11 protein-coding genes, 3 rRNA genes and 2 pseudogenes are annotated in these 21,863 nt (G+C 47.7%); 10 read left to right on the forward strand and 6 right to left on the reverse strand.

Features of this window, described 5'->3' with window-relative positions; genetic code table 11:
* The first annotated feature begins 56 nt into the window (after window positions 1–56).
* Together ELR70_RS21680 and ELR70_RS21685 are read left to right on the forward strand one after the other, a co-directional pair.
* Window positions 57–889: pseudogene (locus ELR70_RS21680) on the forward strand (MoxR family ATPase).
* 2 nt (window positions 890–891) lie between these two features.
* On the forward strand, window positions 892–2,076 hold the full coding sequence (locus ELR70_RS21685; RefSeq protein ID WP_054016049.1) for a VWA domain-containing protein: 1,185 nt from the start codon (window positions 892–894) through the stop codon (window positions 2,074–2,076).
* A gap of 1,076 nt (window positions 2,077–3,152) precedes the next feature.
* On the opposite strand, the gene rrf is transcribed toward ELR70_RS21685, so the two are convergent.
* The 5 genes from rrf to ELR70_RS21720 all read right to left on the reverse strand — a co-directional run bounded on the left by rrf (window position 3,153) and on the right by ELR70_RS21720 (window position 10,582).
* Window positions 3,153–3,267, reverse strand: a 5S ribosomal RNA gene (gene rrf, locus ELR70_RS21695).
* 115 nt (window positions 3,268–3,382) lie between these two features.
* Window positions 3,383–6,264 (reverse strand): 23S ribosomal RNA (locus ELR70_RS21700).
* A gap of 269 nt (window positions 6,265–6,533) precedes the next feature.
* Window positions 6,534–8,066, reverse strand: a 16S ribosomal RNA gene (locus ELR70_RS21705).
* Together the 16S, 23S and 5S rRNA genes form the textbook arrangement of a ribosomal RNA operon.
* Before the next feature lie 595 nt (window positions 8,067–8,661).
* The gene (locus ELR70_RS21715) at window positions 8,662–9,591 is read right to left on the reverse strand and encodes a porin (RefSeq protein ID WP_054014665.1); all 930 of its coding nucleotides are present in this window, start codon (window positions 9,589–9,591) and stop codon (window positions 8,662–8,664) included.
* Window positions 9,592–9,733: 142 nt separating this feature from the next.
* Window positions 9,734–10,582 (reverse strand): LysR family transcriptional regulator, encoded by an 849-nt coding sequence (locus tag ELR70_RS21720; RefSeq protein ID WP_054014666.1) that lies wholly within the window; start codon window positions 10,580–10,582, stop codon window positions 9,734–9,736.
* Window positions 10,583–10,668: 86 nt separating this feature from the next.
* On the opposite strand from ELR70_RS21720, the gene ELR70_RS21725 reads away from it, so the two are divergent.
* Window positions 10,669–11,046, forward strand: coding sequence for a DUF413 domain-containing protein (locus ELR70_RS21725; RefSeq protein ID WP_054014667.1), 378 nt, complete (start codon window positions 10,669–10,671; stop codon window positions 11,044–11,046).
* Between the two features lie 43 nt (window positions 11,047–11,089).
* Here the strand turns inward: ELR70_RS21725 and rarD are convergent, their stop codons facing one another.
* Window positions 11,090–11,995, reverse strand: a complete 906-nt coding sequence (gene rarD, locus ELR70_RS21730) for an EamA family transporter RarD (protein ID WP_054014668.1) — start codon at window positions 11,993–11,995, stop codon at window positions 11,090–11,092.
* A gap of 150 nt (window positions 11,996–12,145) precedes the next feature.
* Between rarD and recQ the strand changes: the two genes are divergently transcribed.
* The 7 genes and pseudogenes from recQ (at window position 12,146) to ELR70_RS21765 (ending at window position 21,858) form a co-directional block, all read left to right on the forward strand.
* On the forward strand, window positions 12,146–13,960 hold the full coding sequence (gene recQ, locus ELR70_RS21735; protein WP_128064713.1) for a DNA helicase RecQ: 1,815 nt from the start codon (window positions 12,146–12,148) through the stop codon (window positions 13,958–13,960).
* Window positions 13,961–13,996: 36 nt separating this feature from the next.
* On the forward strand, window positions 13,997–14,287 hold the full coding sequence (locus ELR70_RS21740; protein ID WP_164881474.1) for a DUF3630 family protein: 291 nt from the start codon (window positions 13,997–13,999) through the stop codon (window positions 14,285–14,287).
* A 74-nt stretch (window positions 14,288–14,361) separates the two neighbouring features.
* Complete coding sequence (locus ELR70_RS21745; protein WP_160317359.1) at window positions 14,362–16,131, forward strand: ShlB/FhaC/HecB family hemolysin secretion/activation protein; 1,770 nt, start codon at window positions 14,362–14,364, stop codon at window positions 16,129–16,131.
* A 57-nt stretch (window positions 16,132–16,188) separates the two neighbouring features.
* A complete protein-coding gene (locus ELR70_RS21750; protein ID WP_054014671.1) occupies window positions 16,189–16,755 on the forward strand; it encodes a mechanosensitive ion channel domain-containing protein in 567 nt (188 codons plus the stop codon).
* 230 nt (window positions 16,756–16,985) lie between these two features.
* Window positions 16,986–18,323: a tetratricopeptide repeat protein gene (locus tag ELR70_RS21755; RefSeq protein WP_054014672.1), complete on the forward strand. Its 1,338-nt coding sequence runs from the start codon at window positions 16,986–16,988 to the stop codon at window positions 18,321–18,323.
* Between the two features lie 110 nt (window positions 18,324–18,433).
* Window positions 18,434–19,006: an elongation factor P-like protein YeiP gene (gene yeiP, locus ELR70_RS21760; RefSeq protein ID WP_054014673.1), complete on the forward strand. Its 573-nt coding sequence runs from the start codon at window positions 18,434–18,436 to the stop codon at window positions 19,004–19,006.
* A 189-nt stretch (window positions 19,007–19,195) separates the two neighbouring features.
* A pseudogene (locus tag ELR70_RS21765) lies at window positions 19,196–21,858 on the forward strand (ATP-binding protein).
* Window positions 21,859–21,863: the final 5 nt, after the last annotated feature.

The raw sequence follows: 21,863 nt of genomic DNA on the forward strand, positions 1-21,863 counted from the left end.
TACGCGCTGTGGCACACTGGGATACTATCACTCATCAGACCAGAGTTAAGAAGTTTATGTTCAAAGGTACCGAGTCATATATTGCCAGCACTGCACTGCAACAAGCTGTGAATGCAGCCGTAATCCTGGAAAAGCCATTACTGATCAAAGGGGAGCCTGGCACAGGCAAAACCCTGCTGGCCGAAGAACTGGCAAAAAGCCTGGATACAGAGCTTATTCAGTGGCACATCAAATCGACCACCAAAGCGCAGCAAGGATTGTACGAGTACGATGCGGTATCGCGTCTGCGCGACAGCCAGCTGGGCGATGCCGGGTGCACGATATTGGCAACTACATCATTAAGGGCAAGCTATGGCAGGCCTTTACTCAGGCAAAACGCCCCGTTCTGCTGATCGATGAAATCGATAAGGCAGACATTGAGTTCCCCAACGATCTGCTGCTTGAGTTAGACCGCATGGAGTTTCATGTGTACGAAACCGGTGAGCAGGTTAAAGCGCAAGTTCGCCCTATTGTGATCATCACTTCCAACAACGAAAAAGAACTCCCCGATGCATTTTTGCGTCGTTGCTTCTTCCACTATATCGACTTCCCGGACAAAGAAGAGATGCAGGCGATCATCGATGTCCACTTCCCGGCAATTAAGCCCCGCTTAGTAAAACAAGCACTGGAAGTGTTTTTTGAACTGCGCAGCGTGGCCGGGTTGAAGAAAAAGCCCAGCACCAGTGAGCTGCTCGACTGGCTTAAGCTGCTACTGGCAGAAGACATTGACCCCGAAACACTACAAGACCGCAGCCACAAAGGTGGATTAATGCCCATGTTTGGCGCACTGCTGAAAAATGAGCAGGATGTGACCTTGCTTGAGAAGCTGGCTTTTTTAGGTAAGCGCTGATCATGTTGATCGACTTTTTATTCACGCTCAGACGCTATGGGGTGAAAGCCAGCCTGCGGGAGTTGCTGGACTGCCTCAATGCACTCGATAAAGGCGTGTGTTTTGCCGACATCGACGGGTTTTATCATCTGGCCAAAACCATCTTTGTCAAAGACGAAACCCAGTTCGATAAGTTTGACCGTGCATTTGCCGATTACTTTGAAGGAGTTGAGTCTTTAGATCTGTTCAGCCAGTTGCAGCAAAACGCCCTGCCGCAGGACTGGTTACGCAAAGAGTTTGAAAAGCACCTGAGTGAAGAAGAAAAAGCCAAACTCAAAGCACTCGGCGGGCTCGACAAGTTACTGGATACCTTAAAACAAAGGCTTGCAGAACAGCAAAAACGCCATGCCGGTGGCAACAAATGGGTAGGGACTGGCGGTACCTCTCCTTTTGGGGCATATGGTTATAACCCGGAGGGTGTGAGAATTGGCCAGGACGGCAGTCGCCACCGCCGAGCGGTCAAGGTCTGGGATAAACGTCAGTATCGCAACCTCGATGCCGACAGTGACATCAGTAACCGAACTATTAAGCTGGCACTTAAGCAGTTACGTAAATTTGCCCGCAGCGGCGCCAGCGATCAACTCGATCTGAATGAGACCATACGTGCTACCGCTAAGCAAGGCGGTATGCTGGATGTGAAAATGGCCCCTGAGCGGCATAATGCTGTCAACGTCATTATGCTGTTCGATATTGGCGGCTCGATGGACGATCACATCCAGATCTGTGAACAACTATTCAGCGCTGCACACAGCGAGTTTAAACACCTTGAGTTTTTCTACTTCCATAACTGTGTGTACGAACATGTCTGGCAAGATAACGACAGGCTGGATAATACCCTGCTCGATACCCATCAGCTGATCAACCGCTTTGGCCGGGATTATCGGCTTATCTTCGTTGGTGATGCCACTATGGGCCCCTATGAAATAGCCTACCCCGGTGGCAGTGTTGAGCACTGGAATCAGGAGGCCGGTTCAGTATGGTTACAAAGACTCACCCAGCATTTTGATAAAGTTGCCTGGCTTAACCCTCAGCCGAAAGCCCACTGGCCCTACTACCAGTCTATTGGCCTGATCGATGAGCTGATGGCTGGCCGTATGTTTCCACTGACCCTAGACGGGCTTAGTGAAGCGATTAAAGAGTTAAGTTGATAACAAGTGTAAAGTCGAGCTTTTGGCTCGACCTTTGTGCTAGATGAAATGCACTCTTTTAGTGAGTACTGACCTATTGACAGTCACATCAGTTTCGCGGAAGAAAAGGTGCTCGAACTACAGCTTTTTTAAATTGCCTATGGCAAAGACCCGGCTCTCTCGGAAAGGGCATCTATTATTTAAAATCTGATAATGATTGCCAGGTCATAGTGCAACTCATGCTCACGGTGTGGCCTGTTAGAAGATCCCGCATCAAGTGCGGGATGACGCTAGTGTGGGCTTGTATGAATGGAGAAATACATGATACTTCGTCAGAAATCGCTCTGTACATCATGAGAGCAAGGAGTATGTTTGAGCCGACGTGGTTGCTACACGCAAAGTGTGGCTTTAAGTGCGGGATGACGATCGTGTTGGCTTGTATGAATGGAGAAATACATGACACTGCGTCAGAAATCGCTCTATACACCATATTCGAAAGCAAGGAGTATGGTTGAGCCGACGTAGTTGCTACACGCAAAGTGTGGCTTTACAGCTGCGGCGCCAGGTTTACCCAGCTCTATCACACCTCCAACAACTCCGTTGTCATCCCGCACTCGATGCGGGATCTGTTTAAACCTTTCTCTCGGTGCTGAGTACGTTTGTTCCGGCGTATTTGTCATACGAGCGTGTGAATTTCCAGCAGCTACAGCATTTACAGCTTTTTAAATCACACATAACAAAAAAACCGCTGCATTGCTGCAACGGGTTTGATGTACATGGAAGTACGAATGTCGATGAGATTCATGGGTGAATTGCGACCGAAGCAACGCTTCGCAGCCCATTGAGATGAGCGCAAGGACCCACATGGATGTGGGGAAGTAGAATAATGCAGGAGCAATTATCGAGATGCGCGATGGGACCCAGCTTCATGGATGAATAGGCGATGCTATTCTATCTACAGCTACAGCTCATCAGCACTTTCTTAATCACACATAGCAAAAAACCCGCTGCATTGCTGCAACGGGTTTGACGTACATGGAAGTACTAATGTCGATGATATTCATGGATGAATGTCTTTCATCGACCTACTTATAAGGCCCTGGCGATGTCCTACTTTCACATGGGAAACCCCACACTATCATCGGCGCTATTTCGTTTCACTACTGAGTTCGGCATGGGGTCAGGTGGTTCCAAAATGCTATTTTCACCAGGAAATTCTGTATGCAAGACGTTTATCAACGTCTCACTAAAATCTGGAAAAGCGTATTAAATTCTTTCGTCTACTTTAATTCTTAACTTCTAACAAACAAAACCACTTTGGCGTTGTATGGTTAAGCCTCACGGGTAATTAGTACGAGTTAGCTCAATGGCTCACACCACTTCCACATCTCGCCTATCAACGTTGTAGTCTTCAACGGCCCTTCAGTGGACTCTAAGTCCAAGTGAGAACTCATCTCGAGGCTCGCTTCCCGCTTAGATGCTTTCAGCGGTTATCGATTCCGAACGTAGCTACCGGGCAATGCCATTGGCATGACAACCCGAACACCAGCGGTTCGTCCACTCCGGTCCTCTCGTACTAGGAGCAGCCCCTCTCAATTCTCAAACGCCCACGGCAGATAGGGACCGAACTGTCTCACGACGTTCTAAACCCAGCTCGCGTACCACTTTAAATGGCGAACAGCCATACCCTTGGGACCGACTTCAGCCCCAGGATGTGATGAGCCGACATCGAGGTGCCAAACACCGCCGTCGATATGAACTCTTGGGCGGTATCAGCCTGTTATCCCCGGAGTACCTTTTATCCGTTGAGCGATGGCCCTTCCATTCAGAACCACCGGATCACTATGACCTACTTTCGTACCTGCTCGACGTGTCTGTCTCGCAGTTAAGCTGGCTTCTACCATTACACTAACCGTACGATGTCCGACCGTACTTAGCCAACCTTCGTGCTCCTCCGTTACTCTTTGGGAGGAGACCGCCCCAGTCAAACTACCCACCAGGCACTGTCCTCAACCCCGATTAGGGGCCTAAGTTAGAACATCAACACTACAAGGGTGGTATTTCAAGGTCGGCTCCACGTGCACTAGCGTGCGCGCTTCAAAGCCTCCCACCTATCCTACACATGTAGGGTCAATGTTCAGTGCCAAGCTGTAGTAAAGGTTCACGGGGTCTTTCCGTCTAGCCGCGGGTACACAGCATCTTCACTGCGATTTCAATTTCACTGAGTCTCGGGTGGAGACAGCGTGGCCATGGTTACACCATTCGTGCAGGTCGGAACTTACCCGACAAGGAATTTCGCTACCTTAGGACCGTTATAGTTACGGCCGCCGTTTACCGGGGCTTCGATCAAGAGCTTCGCCTAAGCTAACCCCATCAATTAACCTTCCGGCACCGGGCAGGTGTCACACCGTATACGTCATCTTACGATTTTGCACAGTGCTGTGTTTTTAATAAACAGTCCCAGCCACCTGGTCACTGCGGCTCTCGTCTGCTTACGGAGCAAGTCCTTCACAAACAAGAGCGTACCTTCTCCCGAAGTTACGGTACAATTTTGCCTAGTTCCTTCACCCGAGTTCTCTCAAGCGCCTTAGTATTCTCTACCTGACCACCTGTGTCGGTTTAGGGTACGATTCGATATAAACTGAAGCTTAGAGGCTTTTCCTGGAAGTAGGGCATCAACAACTTCACCACCGTAGTGGCTCGTCTCGACTCTCAGCCTTAGCGACCCGGATTTTCCTAAGTCACCAGCCTACAGCCTTTCACATGGACAACCAACGCCATGCTTGCCTAGCCTGCTCCGTCCCCCCATCGCATTTATACCAAGTACGGGAATATTAACCCGTTTCCCATCGACTACGCTCTTCAGCCTCGCCTTAGGGGTCGACTCACCCTACCCTGATTAACATGGGATAGGAACCCTTGGTCTTCCGGCGTGCGGGTTTTTCACCCGCATTATCGTTACTCATGTCAGCATTCGCACTTCTGATATGTCCAGCATGCCTCCCGGCACACCTTCAGCCACTTACAGAACGCTCCCCTACCCCGCGAACTAAGTTCGCAGCCGTAGCTTCGGTGGTATGTTTAGCCCCGTTACATCTTCCGCGCAGGCCGACTCGACTAGTGAGCTATTACGCTTTCTTTAAAGGATGGCTGCTTCTAAGCCAACCTCCTAGCTGTTTTAGCCTTCCCACATCGTTTCCCACTTAACATACACTTTGGGACCTTAGCTGACGGTCTGGGTTGTTTCCCTCTCCACGATGGACGTTAGCACCCACCGTGTGTCTCCCGGATAGTACTTTACGGTATTCGGAGTTTGCAAAGGGTTGGTAAGTCGGGATGACCCCCTAGCCTTAACAGTGCTCTACCCCCGTAAGTATTCGTCCGAGGCTCTACCTAAATAGATTTCGGGGAGAACCAGCTATCTCCCGGTTTGATTAGCCTTTCACTCCTAGCCACAGGTCATCCCCTAACTTTTCAACGTTAGTGGGTTCGGTCCTCCAGTCAGTGTTACCTGACCTTCAACCTGCCCATGGCTAGATCACCGGGTTTCGGGTCTATACCCTGCAACTTAAGCGCCCAGTTAAGACTCGCTTTCGCTACGGCTCCCCTAAATGGTTAACCTTGCTACAGAATATAAGTCGCTGACCCATTATACAAAAGGTACGCAGTCACATAACAAGTATGCTCCTACTGCTTGTACGTACACGGTTTCAGGTTCTATTTCACTCCCCTCACAGGGGTTCTTTTCGCCTTTCCCTCACGGTACTGGTTCACTATCGGTCAGTTGGGAGTATTTAGCCTTGGAGGATGGTCCCCCCATATTCAGTCAAAGTTTCACGTGCTCCGACCTACTCGATTTCACTTTAAATAAGTTGTCGTGTACGGGACTGTCACCCTGTATCGTCATACTTTCCAGAATGTTCCACTAACTACATTAAAGCTTAAGGGCTAATCCGATTTCGCTCGCCGCTACTTTCGGAATCTCGGTTGATTTCTTTTCCTACGGGTACTTAGATGTTTCAGTTCTCCGCGTTCGCTTCGTTAACCTATGTATTCAGTTAACGATGACCCAAAGGGCCGGGTTTCCCCATTCGGAAATCCTAGTCTCAAGCGCCTCTTACTGGCTTGACTAGGCTTATCGCAAGTTAGTACGTCCTTCATCGCCTCCAACTGCCAAGGCATCCACCGTGTACGCTTAGTCACTTAACCATACAACCCAAAATAGTTTTGAATTGTACTGCTAAAGACAGTTTTAACTTCGCCAGAAGTTAAGTAATACTAAAGTAGACGCTAATAAATTCTTGCGAATTTATCGGCATTTTTCTTTCGAAAACTCTATAGAACAACAATTTTCATTGTCATTCCGAGAATTTAATATCAGCTTTCCAAATTTTTAAAGAGCAATATTACTCAGTAAGCAAGCTCACCAAGCAACAATCATCTGTGTGGACACTTCGAACAAATTAGTTCTAAGTCGATAAGGAGGTGATCCAGCCCCAGGTTCCCCTAGGGCTACCTTGTTACGACTTCACCCCAGTCATGAATCACTCCGTGGTGAACGCCCTCCCGAAGGTTAAGCTATCCACTTCTGGAGCAACCCACTCCCATGGTGTGACGGGCGGTGTGTACAAGGCCCGGGAACGTATTCACCGCGGCATTCTGATCCGCGATTACTAGCGATTCCGACTTCATGGAGTCGAGTTGCAGACTCCAATCCGGACTACGACATACTTTAAGTGATTCGCTTACTATCGCTAGTTCGCAGCACTCTGTATATGCCATTGTAGCACGTGTGTAGCCCTACACGTAAGGGCCATGATGACTTGACGTCGTCCCCACCTTCCTCCGGTTTATCACCGGCAGTCTCCTTAGAGTTCCCGACCGAATCGCTGGCAACTAAGGATAAGGGTTGCGCTCGTTGCGGGACTTAACCCAACATCTCACAACACGAGCTGACGACAGCCATGCAGCACCTGTATCAGAGTTCCCGAAGGCACCAAACCATCTCTGGTAAGTTCTCTGTATGTCAAGTGTAGGTAAGGTTCTTCGCGTTGCATCGAATTAAACCACATGCTCCACCGCTTGTGCGGGCCCCCGTCAATTCATTTGAGTTTTAACCTTGCGGCCGTACTCCCCAGGCGGTCTACTTAATGCGTTAGCTTTGGAAAAGTTGTCCGAAGACCCCAGCTCCTAGTAGACATCGTTTACGGCGTGGACTACCAGGGTATCTAATCCTGTTTGCTCCCCACGCTTTCGTACATGAGCGTCAGTGTTGACCCAGGTGGCTGCCTTCGCCATCGGTATTCCTTCAGATCTCTACGCATTTCACCGCTACACCTGAAATTCTACCACCCTCTATCACACTCTAGTTGACCAGTTCGAAATGCAGTTCCCAGGTTAAGCCCGGGGCTTTCACATCTCGCTTAATCAACCGCCTGCGTACGCTTTACGCCCAGTAATTCCGATTAACGCTCGCACCCTCCGTATTACCGCGGCTGCTGGCACGGAGTTAGCCGGTGCTTCTTCTGTCAGTAACGTCACAGCTAGCAGGTATTAACTACTAACCTTTCCTCCTGACTGAAAGTGCTTTACAACCCGAAGGCCTTCTTCACACACGCGGCATGGCTGCATCAGGCTTGCGCCCATTGTGCAATATTCCCCACTGCTGCCTCCCGTAGGAGTCTGGACCGTGTCTCAGTTCCAGTGTGGCTGATCATCCTCTCAAACCAGCTAGGGATCGTCGCCTTGGTGAGCCGTTACCTCACCAACTAGCTAATCCCACTTGGGCCAATCTAAAGGCGAGAGCCGAAGCCCCCTTTGGTCCGTAGACATTATGCGGTATTAGCCATCGTTTCCAATGGTTGTCCCCCACCTAAAGGCATGTTCCCAAGCATTACTCACCCGTCCGCCGCTCGTCATCTTCTAGCAAGCTAGAAATGTTACCGCTCGACTTGCATGTGTTAGGCCTGCCGCCAGCGTTCAATCTGAGCCATGATCAAACTCTTCAATTAAAAGTTTTTTGAAACCGAAGTTTCGTGCTCATTGAATCCTGATTTTGATACCTGTCGGTATCGAATTGACTGTGCTGAATAAACTATGTTTATTCTGTTGGTCACTCAGTTCAATTGAGACTCTAAATTTGTTTGCGTCATCTAGCGAACTAGAATCTGCTGTTAGAACTCAATCTGTACGAGTGCCCACACAGATGATTGCTTCATATTTTTAAAGAACAGTATAACTAACCTTAGTTAGTTACCGCAGCCTTGCTGCGAAGTGGAGCGCCATATTAACCGCTTCACTTTTAAAGTCAACTAGAAAATTTAATTTTTCTTAATTAAGCTTTCCGTTTGGCTTTCCCTTTCACTTGGCTCGTTGCTTTTCAGCGGTGTGCCCCGTGTCGGTGGATGCGCATTATAGGGAAATCGAAACCCAGCGCAACCCCTTTTTTGAAGAAAAGTGAGAAAAACAGTGCGTTCGGACACTAATTGTACGAAACGAGCGTTTTTTGACATAAATCGGCCTGACTTAAGGTCCGTAAAACGTAAAAAAGCCAGTCAGAGCGGTCCGACTGGCCTTTATCAATCTAGTTTTAGGTCGTGTATAGACTTAGAACTTGTATTCGATACCTGCGCCCAGGTAGTCTTCTTCTACACCATTGTCTTCATCAACACTTGAGTAGAAGGCGTAAAGCTTTGCCGCTTTGCTCAGCTTGTGGTCAATACCAACAGAGATGCCATCTACCTTATCGCCTTTGTCAAAGTCGATAACCTGATATTGTAGCTTCAGGGTATTCGCACCGAAACCATATGCCGCGTTTACCATATAACCGTCAGCTTCGTCAGACCCATCTACTTTCTCTTGCATCTGGTACATTGCACCCAGTTTAAAGTCTGCTACTTTACCTTGTACTGAGAAACGTACTGCGTCGTAGCCTTTTACTTCACTATCAGTTGCAACCGCAGCATAGAATTTAGTGTTCTTTAATTTTGCATCACCATAAGTCAGTGCTGCTGAGAACCCGTTTTCACCTTCAGTGCTGTCTTCGGCAATGAATGTACCTAATACTTTAAAGCCATTAAAGCTTGCTGATTTATAAGAAATTGAATCGCCCAGACGGTTTTCACCTTTAAACAGGTTCTTAATATCTGCTTCAAGGTCGTTGAACAGGTCAAGTTTGCCTTGTGACTGTTTAAATGCAGTGTCGTTACGGCCAATAACAACCTCACCGAAATTACCTTTCAGACCGACGTATTGGTTACGTGCCGTAATATTGTCATCTTCGCCTTTTGAATCCGCATCAGAGACGTCTACCTGGAACTCCAGCTTATAGATAACTTCAAGGCCAGAATCTAGCTTTTCAGAACCTTTGAAACCAAAGCGTGATGCATTGCTTTTCACTTCAGTGAATGAGCCTTCACCTTCATCTGAACTCTGTACAGACAAATTCGCCTTACCGTATACATCAACATCAGCGTAAGCGCTCGCAGACAAAGCACCGAAAAGAGAAACAAATAATGCTGATTTGGATAATTTCATGTGTATTTCCTCAAGTATCGCAACACGTAATTTTTTAGACAGGCGCAGTCTGCCAGCGATACGTGACAAAAATATTACACACAAAATAAAAGTGACATTAAACTGTCAGCTAGCCATCATAAATAATTCAATAATCTGTAACCTAATCAGGTAAAGATGCCAACAGACTGGCAATCATCTCTATTTGCTCTAGTTGCTCATTATCCTTGTGATAGGCAACATAGATCTCACGCGCATTTTGTTCAACTGACTCAATATGAAACAACTGCTTTTTCTCTATCGATTCGACCGCCAATGCTCGGGGTATAAATGCTGAACCTCCGCACTGCATAATCAGGTCCAGCGCAATACGGCCGGTACTGGTTCTGAAATAAGGCGGTGTGCTGCCAGTAAACTGTTTCGCATGCCACAATGAAAAGGCCGTTCCCCAGTCTACATAAACATATTGCTTATCAAAAAAGTCCTCATCCGTTGTCTGTGACATTGTGCTAACCGGGATGATGGCCAGATGCTTTATTTGTTTTACCACCAGCTCATCAACTTTCGGTGGGTCAAATAGCACTGCAATATCGAGTGTCCGCTCCAGTAATAGGCGTGTACTTTCTTGTTGTGCCTTGACTTCAGCCACCAAAGAGACCCCAGGCATGGCTGTCACAATATGATTAATGCCGAATTGTAAAAAGGCATCCCAGATATTCGGCGTCCCCGCCAGTGAAAGCTGCTTATGCATGTTGTTAGCAAGTGCCACATCGACCTTTGCACGCTGCATACCTGTCAGGATCATATTGGCATGAGGTAACAAGCGCTCACCCGGCGCCGTCAGTTGAATATTATTGCGCTGACGAATAAACAAATTAACGCCAAGGCTTTGTTCTAACTGGCGGATCCGGAAGCTAACGGCAGACTGAGTGATGTATAAATTCTCCGCTGCGCGACCAAAGTGACGGGTCTTTACGACTTCGACAAATGTTTTTAATAGATCTATGTCCACATAGCCCCCTTACGATAAAAAAAACTCGTTTAATTATTTCCACACTATGGTCCATACTCCTGCCAAACAATGCTGAGGATTTCACCATGAGTCAAAATTTAGCGACCTTGAAAGAAGCTTTTGCTACAACAAAACACTTCTATGATGATATTAACTTTCCCCGGGGGTTTTCTCGAAGCGGACACTTTACCCTGCAAGAGTCTGATATTCTGGAAAACCATGGTGCGTTACTTAAAAGCTTATACACTAAAGCCAGTCATCCGCAAAATGAATTTCAGCAACGCTTTGTGGAGGTTATGGGAGGATTAGGGACTCCAGAAAATGTGATGGAAAAAACCTGGACCAAATACCTCAAGCTGACGACCTGTAAGACTAAGTTCCATACTTTGTTTGGCCGCTCTAAGGTGAGCGCAAATAAAGAAGAAGTCGAAGCCGTCGCTGTGGAAGCAGACGACGACATCTAACAGAATTATTGTGGGCACCGACTCACTCGGTGCCCCAGCACTATTATGATGTTGCCAGACGGCGCTGTGCTTTGCCCGTTCGGTAGGAATCAAAACTAAATAGCGCCAAAGCTGACCAGATAAACGCAAAGGTCAATACCCGCTCTGCGCTGAACACTTCACCATAAAATACCACAGCCAAAATAAACATCAGGCTTGGCCCTATGTACTGAAAGAAACCCAGTGTTGAGTAGGGGATCCGTTTTGCAGCTGCGGTGAAGCACAATAACGGCAGGGTTGTCACTACGCCCGCACTAATCAATAAGAGATTGGTGAGCCAGTCATTCAGCATCATGTTGCTTGTCTCACTGGGTGTCAGCCACCACCAGTACCCAAGTGCAATGGGGAGCAAAATAACCGCTTCGATTAATAATCCTGGTAATGATTCTACTGCCATGGTCTTACGCAACAAACCATAAATGGCGAAGGAACCTGCCAATGAAAACGCAATAACAGGGAATGAGCCAAAGCTTACTAACTGTAACACTACCCCAACGAATGCCAGGCCGACTGCAAACTGCTGACGAGGACGAAGACGCTCTTGTAAAAACAGCATGCCTAATAATACATTCAGTAAGGGATTAATATAGTAGCCCAGGCTAGCATCCAGCATATGCCCGTTATTCACTGACCAGATAAACAGACCCCAGTTAAAACCGAGTAACAATGCCGTAACCGTCAGCATCATCATGAGTTTAGGCTGGCGCAGTACCGCAATGACTTTATGCCAGTTCAGCTTAATCGCGATGATCAGCGCAATAAAGAGCACTGACCAGACCACCCGATGGATCAGAATTTCAAGCGCATCGACCTGATCCAGTGATTTAAAATAGATGGGGGCCAGTCCCCACATCAAAAACGCTAAAACGGCAAAGGTATACCCTTGCTTCGTTTCACTACTCGTTCCCATTCATTTCTCCCAAGCACGAACACAATTGGCTTTGTGATGGCAACCACAGATGCCAAGCGCGCAGTATACCGCAAACTGTACCTGCCAGTATGATTTTCCTGTGATCAAAAACAAAAGACTTCTGACGTAAAACCCACTAAAATGCGCTCGATGGAAAATCTTGCAACTCACTCAATCGACACACCGCACGGCGTACTGAAAGAAGTTTTTGGCTACAGTGACTTTCGTGACGGGCAACTCGACGTCATTCAGGCGTGCCTGGACGGGCGCGATAGCCTAGTACTACTGCCCACCGGAGGTGGTAAATCCCTGTGCTATCAGGTACCCGCTTTGTTACTACCTGGCACCTGTATTGTCGTGTCTCCGCTTATCTCTTTAATGCAGGATCAGGTTGCACAACTCAAAGCGCTGGGTATCTCTGCAGAGTTCGTCAATAACAGTATTGACCGAGCGCAGCAGCAGGCTATCTATCAACGCCTGCATCAGGGTGAAATCAAGTTGTTGTACGTTGCGCCCGAGAAAATTCTCCAGAGTGAATTTATTGAGCGTCTGAGTCACCTCAAGTTGGGTTTGTTCGCCATTGATGAAGCGCACTGTGTATCGCATTGGGGGCACGACTTCAGACCACATTACTGTCGTCTGCATGAGTTAAAGCAGCGCTTTGCCACCGTCCCTATGATGGCATTAACGGCAACCGCCGATCTGGCAACCCGCAGCGATATTGTCACGCAACTCGGCCTGATCACGCCGTTTATCCACACTGGTAGTTTTGACAGGCCAAATATCCGTTACACCATAGAAGAAAAGTTCAAACCTCTGTCACAATTGATGCGCTATCTGCGCACTCAAAAAGGGCAAAGCGGGATTGTCTACTGCTCCAGCCGTAAGCGCGTTGATGACATCGCCGAAAAGCTGGTCGAGGCCGGCTTTAACGCTGCGGCATATCATGCTGGCATGACTAACGAGCAACGTCAGTTCGTGCAAAATGCGTTTTCCCGTGACGATATTCAGATAGTGGTTGCAACGGTGGCATTTGGCATGGGCATCAATAAATCAAATGTGCGCTATGTCTTGCATTACGACATTCCCAAAAGCATTGAAGCCTACTATCAGGAAACGGGCCGTGCAGGACGTGATGGTCTGGCAGCAGAAGCCATTATGTATTTTGATCCGGCGGACATTGGCCGGGTTAAACGCTTTTTTGAAGATATTGAAGACGAGCATCGCCGCAGGGTCGAAGAACAACGTTTCAACTCTATGGCCAGCTTTGCTTCGGCGCAGACCTGTCGACGCCAGATTTTGCTCAATTACTTCAGTGAATATCAACGTGAACCCTGCGGTAACTGTGATATCTGCCTGAATCCCCCCAAGCGCTTTGATGGCACTTTGGTTGCTCAGCAAGCTTTATCCTGTATTTACCGGGCTGAGCAGCGCTTTGGACTCGGCTACATTGTGGATGTACTGCGCGGCGCAAATACCGCCAGGATCCGGGACAACCAGCACCACACACTAAGTACCTATGGCATTGGCAAAGAACACAGCAATGAATACTGGCTGAGTATCCTGAGACAACTGATACACCATGGGCTAGTTGCACAAGATATCACTCAGGGCGCCGCACTCAGGCTCACCGAAGGAGCGCGTTCGGTTTTGCGTGGAGAATACGCACTGCAACTCGCTCAGCCACGCCTTGAAGCAAAACATGTTTACCAGGATAAACTGGCTCAATTCAATTACGATAAGAAGCTGTTTGCGAAACTGCGTAGCCTGCGCAAAGAACTTGCTGATCAGGATGACGTGCCGCCTTATGTTGTCTTCAGTGATAAGACACTGGCAGAAATGGCGCAGCTTACCCCGACGAATGATAGTGAATTCCTGAAAGTATCCGGTGTGGGCTTTACCAAATTGAGCAAGTACGGCGCGCCTTTTATGCAGCTGATCCGAAATTACCTCGACACCGACTAATCTGACGCACTAACCGGAGTAACCTTGACAACCCACATCAACCACCAGCCTGAGCAGGACTGCATAATCGTTACTCCTGCTTCCTTACCTGATGCAGATGAATTCGAGCTATGGGGACAAATTTTCTTACACCTGGATGGCATTACCTTGCTTGAGTTTCACCTGGGCGCAGACCGTCACCAATGGCGTTTTAGTTATGCAGGGCACCCTTATAACCTTAATTTTGAACATTACAGCGATAGCATCTGGATCATGCCGGAAGGCCTTGGTGCGACTGAACATTTGCCGGATCTGGCTACATTATTTCGGTTAAATTTACAACAATAATATAGACTTAGTTGAGCAGCTATGGCTAACATAGGCCATAATTAAAAGCACGTTTATTCACAACAGGCTGGTCTATGGGTTGGGTTGTTCGCGTTTCTATACTAACAATATTCACAACAGTGGCGGCGCACTCTGCAGAGGCAGCAGCCAGCACGCCATTGAGCGCACTGGAGAGCTGTGGCAATCTTCGTCGGGACACACCCGAAGACAACAACCTCCACCGTCAGCTAGACAGTGAAGACTCCCTACCCGATGTGCAAAATGCCTCAGTTGTTAGCATTGACCTCAAGCAGCTAAACGTCTTTGATACCTCTTTGCCAGAAGAAGACAACGCGATATTTCGTTTTGCAAATCGGGCACATGTCACCACCAAACCGGACGTGATCCGTAATCTACTGCTTTTTACTAAAGGCAGTGAATATGACCCAAAACTATTACGAGAATCAGAACGGTTACTGCGTCAGCAACCCTATATTTACGATGCGAGAATATTCGCAGAGCAAACCTGTGACGGTGAAGTGGCAGTCACTGTCGTCACACGCGATCTGTGGACACTGCTGCCCGACATCAGTTTTAGCCGCAGCGGGGGGGACAATTCGAGCAGGCTCGGTTTTCGCGAATCTAACCTATTGGGCTATGGCAAACGCTTGTCATTGACACATATCTCCGACCCCGATCGCAGTGGTTATTTGTTTGTTTATGACGACCCTCAAATTCTCTCTAGCCGCTATCAGGGGCGAGTAGAGTATGCAGACAACGATGATGGCAAAGTACACTATATTGGGGTTGCCTATCCATTCTTTTCGATTTCTACACCCTACAGCTATGGTATCAGCAACCTAAGCAATCGTAGAATTGAATCTCTTTACAATCTGGGCGAAGAGATTTCGGAATATGAACAACTGAGTGAAATAACCAATCTATATATTGGTCGCGCGTTCGCACTTAACGACGATTGGACACGGCGACTTCTGTTGGGGTATCAGGATGAAAAGCAAGAGTTTGCCCCGATACGTGCCACCACCTTACCGATAGCAGAAGACCGTACTGTACGTTACCCCTATATTCAGGCACAGTGGTTTGAAGATGCCTATATCAAAGTTCGTAATTTTGATTCTATCTACCGTACCGAAGATTTAAATTTAGGATGGAATATCAATGCCCTGATTGGCTATTCAGACAGCGGGCTCAGTGATGATGATAGCCGATGGGTTGGGGCATTCAACGCAAGTAAGGCTCATTTTACTTCTGATGACAGCTTGCTACGCTTCGCCTTTAATTTAAATGGCTACTGGAATAAACGCGATAGTCAGGCCGAAAACTTAACTATCAGCTCACGACTTCAGTACTACCTCAATACCAGCCTCAGGCAATCCTGGTATGCACAACTGGAAATCCAATATGGCAAACACCTCAGTGCCGATCAGCAAATCACTTTAGGTGGAGAAACTGGCCTCAGGGGATACCCAAGTAACTACCTGCAGGGCAATCGCAGAATTTTACTCAATCTTGAAAAACGTTATTACTGGGAATACGATTTACTGCACCTGTTTAAAGTGGGTGGTGCAGCATATTTTGATATTGGCAGAGTAGACGGTCGTGCCCTGCCATCTCCTTTACACAGTGATCCTGACATTTCTCGCATACTGACACCACAGCAGCAACACGCTTTGACACATCAAATTCAGGGCCAGTTTTTAAAAAATGTGGGTCTTGGCCTTCGACTCGCTCCGAGCCGTGCGAATTCAGGCTTAGTCCTGCACCTGGACGTTGCCACGCCACTCGATGGACCTGACAACATTGACTCTGTGCAATGGTTATTTACGGTTAAAAACCGCTTTTAACCAGACAAATTTCCCTGATATTATTCTGTTTTATTTGCACATAAACGGGCAAACCACATGCCAGATACCCTTGCGACATTTTTACTCGCCGAGTATAAATTGATCGTCACCCTGCTTTTCATATTTCTGTTCCCATTGCTATTAAAGTTGGCAATCAAAGTGCTACATAAGATCACTCGGGGGAAAATTGACTTGCATCGTCAGCAACGGGCCGAACTACTGTTAAAAGGTCTGGTTGGTGCGGTGTTGCTCTGTCTGTTGCTGGTATTCTGGGGCATCGAATTACGGGGCTTGCTGGTATTGGGGTCTTCCTTATTCGCGATGCTCGGTGTAGCGATGTTCGCCGCCTGGTCTTTACTCAGCAACCTCACAGCTTTTCTGATCATGTTTGTACAAAATGATTATCGGCTTGGTAACTGGGTCAGAGTCATTGACGGTGCAAACTTTATTGAAGGCTGCATCGTAGAAATGGGACTAATGAATGTGGTACTGCGTCATGTTGATGGACACAAGGTCGTCTACCCTAATAACCTGTTCGTCACACGTCCAGTCTGGGTACTCAGCGAAGCACCGGTTAAGCCAAAACACATTGCCGAGCGGCGGGTACTTGGCCCTAAAAAGTAATCATAGGTACGAGTTGTCATATCCTGGTGACATGACGCATGATATATAGGAATCGTTTGCGTAAAGATATGATCAATTTTAAGGATTGGCTCTGACGCTAACGGCATTAAAGATGTCTCATTTATCACAGCAGAGCACTTGATGGGTTTTCGCTGAGGTTTGCTCACCTCATGATGGGCGTTTTTTTGATGCTCATTGGTATAACTTTTCAAGTGAACAAGGAAGGAACGATGAATACACGTAACCTGTTTACAGCCATGATTGCCGGTATACTGATGCTCTCAGGCTGTTCAAGCTTAGTACAAAAGGGTAACAAGTTATACGAAGCAGGTATGTATGATCAGTCAGCTGAGTTCTATGAACAAGCACTGGCTGAAGATCCCCAGGATGTGGAAGCACGTCAGGGGCTGACCTTAGCGCGCAATAAAATCATCGACCGCGGACTTATAGATGTACGTATGCTGCGTTTAGCAGGCAATCACACCGGTGCTGCACTCAAACTTGAAACGCTATTACGCAATCAGATCAGCTGGCATATCGAACCTGTCGGCCCCATGGCCGATACACAGAGCGAAGAGCTCAGGTATGCAAATACCTGGCTTAAACAAGAAGCCGAGCAACTATCTGGTTCTGCCTACCCGGATCAGTTTCGATATTTTGAAATGCGTTATGCATTTTTAATTGCTAATGCCAGACTCAGCAACACCCTGGCAAACTATCATGATCAGTTACAGGCAAGCGCCGTACACCAATGTGACAAGCTCAAAGCCGCTCAAGGCCGGGATCGCCTGTTTCTGCAGCGCTTTTATCGGAAATATTGTCAGGCCTGGAACTTAACAATCCAACTCGATGATACCGTCACCGACAAAGCTCTGTACTCTGAGATCCGTATTGACCCGATACTTTCAGTACAAGTACACGATACCAGCACCCAAAAGCAGCGCCTGCAAACAACTCTCTCTCAGCTAAATGACGCTTTCAGAGATAGTCTGTGGTACCACCCACAAGGTACAGAAACGTTCACACTTAAAGTTCACGCCGCGTTCAAACACACCCGCAAGACTGAACTGGTAAACCGGCAAAAGCACTATACATTAGAGCAAGAACAGCCCAATCCGAACGAACCGGGTATGCTCATGGACGTGGAAGTTGCAAAAGTATATCAGTACCCCGTGACTGAGTTTACCGAGCACTTTAGTCTGGACATGATGTATCTGGGTTACATAGGTGGACAACATATAGAGCACAAGGTCGACGATAATCAGGTGCATTACACGCAAAGCCATTATGCCGACTTTCCGGATCTCGATTTGTCACCCCAGAAGGCCCGCTTTTTGGATGTCAGCTCACGTCTGGATAAGCAGTTGTCTGAGTTACGGACCCAGTTTAGAGCAGATTTAGATCAAGCCTGGCAGCAAACCTATTGTGAAAATAAACTGGCCGCTGCCAGTGGTGAAAATGTTCTGCGCTGCGCCAAGCTTGCACCACATAACGACTATGTCAACAACTGGTTTAATAAGCACTTTGGGCTTAATTATCAGGCGATGTCGAGCCTCTACTCACTTTAGTCTTTATTCGCAGTGCCTGTGCAGTGCAAGCTGATTGGGAACACAATACTTGGCGAGATACCGACTTCATGCTAACTTCTCGCTCAGTTTAGACTAACAGGAAGCATTTTATGCCTAAAGCCAGTGAAATAAAAAAACACGCCGCGATTGACTACAATGGTCGCGTTATGATCGTCCGAGACATTGAGCGCTCAGTACCACAAGGCCGTGCTGGCGGCAGCTTGTACCGCATGCGTATGTACGATGTCGTCAATGGCGGTAAAGTAGATGAAACGTTTAAAGCGGAAGAAATGCTGCAACTGGCTGATTTGACACGCCGCCCTGCTATGCTTTCTTATATAGATGGCGAAGAATATGTGTTTATGGATGAAGAGGACTATACCCCTTACCATATCCACAAAGACTCAATCGCTGAGCAGGTCCTGTTCATCAACGAAGAAACCAAAGGTTTGTTGATTGTGGTTGTTGAAGGCACGCCGGTTTCATTGGATCTGCCGTCAAGCGTTGAGCTGGTGATCGAAGAAACAGCCCCATCTATCAAAGGTGCATCAGCCAGTGCCCGCACTAAACCGGCTACCCTGACAACAGGTCTGGTTGTGCAGGTACCTGAGCATATTTCCACAGGTGATAAAATTAAGATTAACACGGCAGAATCTAAGTTTATGAGCCGCGCAGACAGTTAATCGCAGCGTGCCCGCAACAGGATCGCGGGCACCTGATTTGGGTAAATAAAGTTCAGTAAATTTATATGATACAATAGCCGTTTGATGCAAAAATCGGTAACATGCTCCACAACAACAGATTAAACTGGACAGGTTTGTGGTCATACTCAGGTGGCTCTCCACCGCGTTGATAGATGGAATTGGACACGGATGAAAACAAGTAAGCTGAGTATCAGGCTTTTATGGTATATCACTCCTTTGGTGATACTACCACTGCTATTGCTTGGCGGTTTTACGCTTACCAACGTTACCAGTTCTACTCAAAAGCAGGCAAAACTCATTGTCAGTCGCTTTGTTGAACAGCAACAACAAAAAATGTTCAACTACATGGAGATCTATCAGTCCACCACCAAGCTGCTGTCAACTTCACCGGTACTCAGTGATTTTTTGAGTATGCCAGAGGTCGCCAGTCAGGAAAAAACCCAGCGCTTGGGGGCACTCATGGATGTGTTTGCCAGTTACACCGAAGCCTATCCGGATATTCTCAGCATTAACCTGGTTGATGAACTTGGCCAGAGTCATGCTTTCTATGCCAGCAATCTCAACCGGGCACCTCAGTCTTATCCTTTTTTTGCTCAGGTCAGGCAAAGCAATTTACGCCAACAACAGTTTATGCAGGCGTCACATAATGGCGGTACGCAACTGTATTTTGTGCAGCAAATCTATGGAGTGGATTTCAATCTCAACCGCCCTCAGCGTGAAGGTTATATTATCGTTCAGGTAGCCCCTTCCATTATCAGCAGCAGTATTCTCGAAGCCCCCTATGACAACACGCTAAATTTGCTGGTATCCGCCTCCGGCGAGGTGTTATTCAGCTCAGACAGTCATTTTAATCAGAGCTTTCTGAGCGTTGAAGAGATGGATCAGATCAACACCTTGGCTGATAAAGGAAAACTGGATTCTCTGGTATTGCCATCCATTGATAACTTGCGCCGAATGACTTACAGCGCACAACTCAGTGGCGGCTACTACTATATTTCTACCATCCCAAAAACGATTTTATATCAGTCGGGTAAAGCAATCAGCCTGACAACGGCTCTGATCGTCATACTGTCCGTGATCACCCTGCCGATTTTGATTTTTATTGTGGTGAGAAACCTGCTGCTAACCCCCATCGAGTTACTTGGCGAAGCCAGTCATCGCGTTGGAGATGGTGATCTTTCTGTTGCCTTACCTGCACATGACGATGATGAAGTCGGGATACTGTTTGAAGATTTTAATCACATGATCAAACAGATCCGAGATTTCCAGGGGGAGCTGGAGGACTACAAATTACATCTGGAAGAAAAAGTTGAAAACCGCACCCGGGCACTCGAAGAGATGAACCAGCAGCTCGAGGTAGCCATTGCAGAAGCAGAGCAGGCCAGTCAACTTAAAAGCCGCTTCCTGGCAAATATGAGTCACGAGATCCGTACGCCTTTGACCGCTATCATGGGCTTCACCGAGCAGATGCTGCATTCTCCCAATGCCACTAACTCAGCACTGCACCTGGATACCATATTACGTAACTCACGACACCTGCTTGAGCTTATAAATAATATCCTGGATCTGTCTAAGATAGAGGCTGAGAAGCTGGCTGTTGAGCAAGACCCCATCGAGTTACTTCACTTACTTAAAGATATTGAGTCCATCATTGCCCCCATGGCGGAGCAAAAGCAGTTGGACTTTACAATGCACTATGCCTTGCCACTACCTCAACAGCTGTTCAGCGATGAAACCCGACTCAAGCAGATCTTACTAAATATCGCCACGAATGCGGTGAAGTTTACCGAAACGGGCAGCATTGAAATTAGTGCCCGTTATCGCTCAGATACCGCCCAGTTTGAGTTTGAAGTAAAAGACAGCGGCATTGGTATGTCTCAGGGTGAAATGTCGCGGGTATTCAAACCCTTTGAACAGGCTGATTCCACCACTACCCGGCGTTTTGGCGGCACTGGTCTGGGGCTTTGTATCTCCAAGAACCTGGCACAATTGCTCGGTGGTGATGTCAGCGTAGAAAGCGCACAGGGTGTCGGCAGCCGATTTATCATTACCATCGCAGCCAATCATTCAGATAACGCTTTCGCGTGGATTGAAGACGAAGCGCAACTGACACATGATCATGTGGTCTCCACCTTACAACTTGATCAGACTCAGCTTGAAGCCGACATTCTGCTCGCTGAAGACAACCCGGATAATCAGGAGCTGTTGACGCTTCTGTTAGGGGCCTGGGGACTCAAACCGGATATCGCCAAAAATGGCGCACAAGCCGTAGAAATGGCACTGGTGAATGATTACGACCTCATCCTGATGGACATGCAAATGCCGGTCATGGGGGCCTGGAAGCCACTGAAATGCTTCGTCACGCCGCTTACGACGGTCCTATCATTGCCCTGACAGCCAACGTCATGAAGCATGATATTGACACCTACCTGGCGGCAGGCTGCGATGCTACGCTCGCCAAACCCATAGACCGTGAAAAGCTTGGGGCCGTATTACTTAAGTATTTAGAGCTGGAAGAAGACAAAAGCTCGCAATGGAACTCGCTGCTACAAAGTGAAAAATACCTGCAGATAAGCCGCAACTATGTTGAAAAGCTGCCTGACCAGCTGACGCAACTGGAGCACCTATTTGGCGCTCAGGAGTGGGAATCATTGAGAGCACTAGCGCACAGCCTGAAAGGCAGTGCCGGATGCTTCGGCTTTACTAATATTCACAACGCTGCCGGCGACCTGGAAACGTGTTTGCGCGAAGACAATCCGACAAAGTGGGAATATGCAATGCTGACGCTCACACAAGCCATCAGATATACCCTAGAGCAGGAGCATGCCTGATTTTG

Origin of the sequence: Pseudoalteromonas sp. R3, from assembly GCF_004014715.1 — a bacterium.
Classification (GTDB): Bacteria; Pseudomonadota; Gammaproteobacteria; order Enterobacterales; family Alteromonadaceae; genus Pseudoalteromonas.

Bases quoted from the DNA above. Each gene is read 5' to 3' on its own strand.
- ELR70_RS21685 (WP_054016049.1), top strand. From the start codon at position 892: ATGTTGATCGACTTTTTATTCACGCTCAGACGCTATGGGGTGAAAGCC.
- ELR70_RS21715 (WP_054014665.1), bottom strand. From the start codon at position 9,591: ATGAAATTATCCAAATCAGCATTATTTGTTTCTCTTTTCGGTGCTTTG.
- ELR70_RS21725 (WP_054014667.1), top strand. From the start codon at position 10,669: ATGAGTCAAAATTTAGCGACCTTGAAAGAAGCTTTTGCTACAACAAAA.
- rarD (WP_054014668.1), bottom strand. From the start codon at position 11,995: ATGGGAACGAGTAGTGAAACGAAGCAAGGGTATACCTTTGCCGTTTTA.
- recQ (WP_128064713.1), top strand. From the start codon at position 12,146: ATGGAAAATCTTGCAACTCACTCAATCGACACACCGCACGGCGTACTG.
- ELR70_RS21745 (WP_160317359.1), top strand. From the start codon at position 14,362: ATGGGTTGGGTTGTTCGCGTTTCTATACTAACAATATTCACAACAGTG.
- ELR70_RS21750 (WP_054014671.1), top strand. From the start codon at position 16,189: ATGCCAGATACCCTTGCGACATTTTTACTCGCCGAGTATAAATTGATC.
- ELR70_RS21755 (WP_054014672.1), top strand. From the start codon at position 16,986: ATGAATACACGTAACCTGTTTACAGCCATGATTGCCGGTATACTGATG.
- yeiP (WP_054014673.1), top strand. From the start codon at position 18,434: ATGCCTAAAGCCAGTGAAATAAAAAAACACGCCGCGATTGACTACAAT.